Annotated in this window: 1 pseudogene; it reads right to left on the reverse strand. The window is 69.5% G+C overall.

What is annotated here, in order from left to right:
• Nucleotides 1–397, reverse strand: a pseudogene (locus G4D87_RS38715) (hypothetical protein); the annotation flags it as partial.

A 397-nucleotide genomic window follows, 5' to 3' on the forward strand; every position in this document is an offset into this window, starting at 1 on the left:
CCCCCAGGTAGCGCGCCCCGGACTTCCCAGCGCCAACGGCGAGCCCCTTCACCGCGACATCCAAGGCGCGCTCGAAGAGCTGCACCGCCACGCGACCGTCCACGTCGACGCGCCCCCACGAGAACACTTCCGCGCCCACTGAGAGGTTCAGGTGCTTGTAGAGCCCTCCGTAGCTGACGGCATCCCACTCCACGAAGGCCTCTGCGAATCCGGAGTAGCCGTCAGGGAAGTGAGCCTCCGCGAGCGGCGCGCCGTCAGGGCCCGCTGCCTGAAAGCGCGCCAGCTCGTAGTCCGCGCCGAAGAAGCCTTGCCGGAAGCCGCCCTGCTGACGCCTCGCCTCCAGCCGAAGGCGGAGGTTGAACCTCTCGGAGAGGGAATCCACCCCGCCCCCCACGAC

Source organism: Myxococcus vastator (genome assembly GCF_010894475.1).
GTDB lineage: Bacteria > Myxococcota > Myxococcia > Myxococcales > Myxococcaceae > Myxococcus > Myxococcus vastator.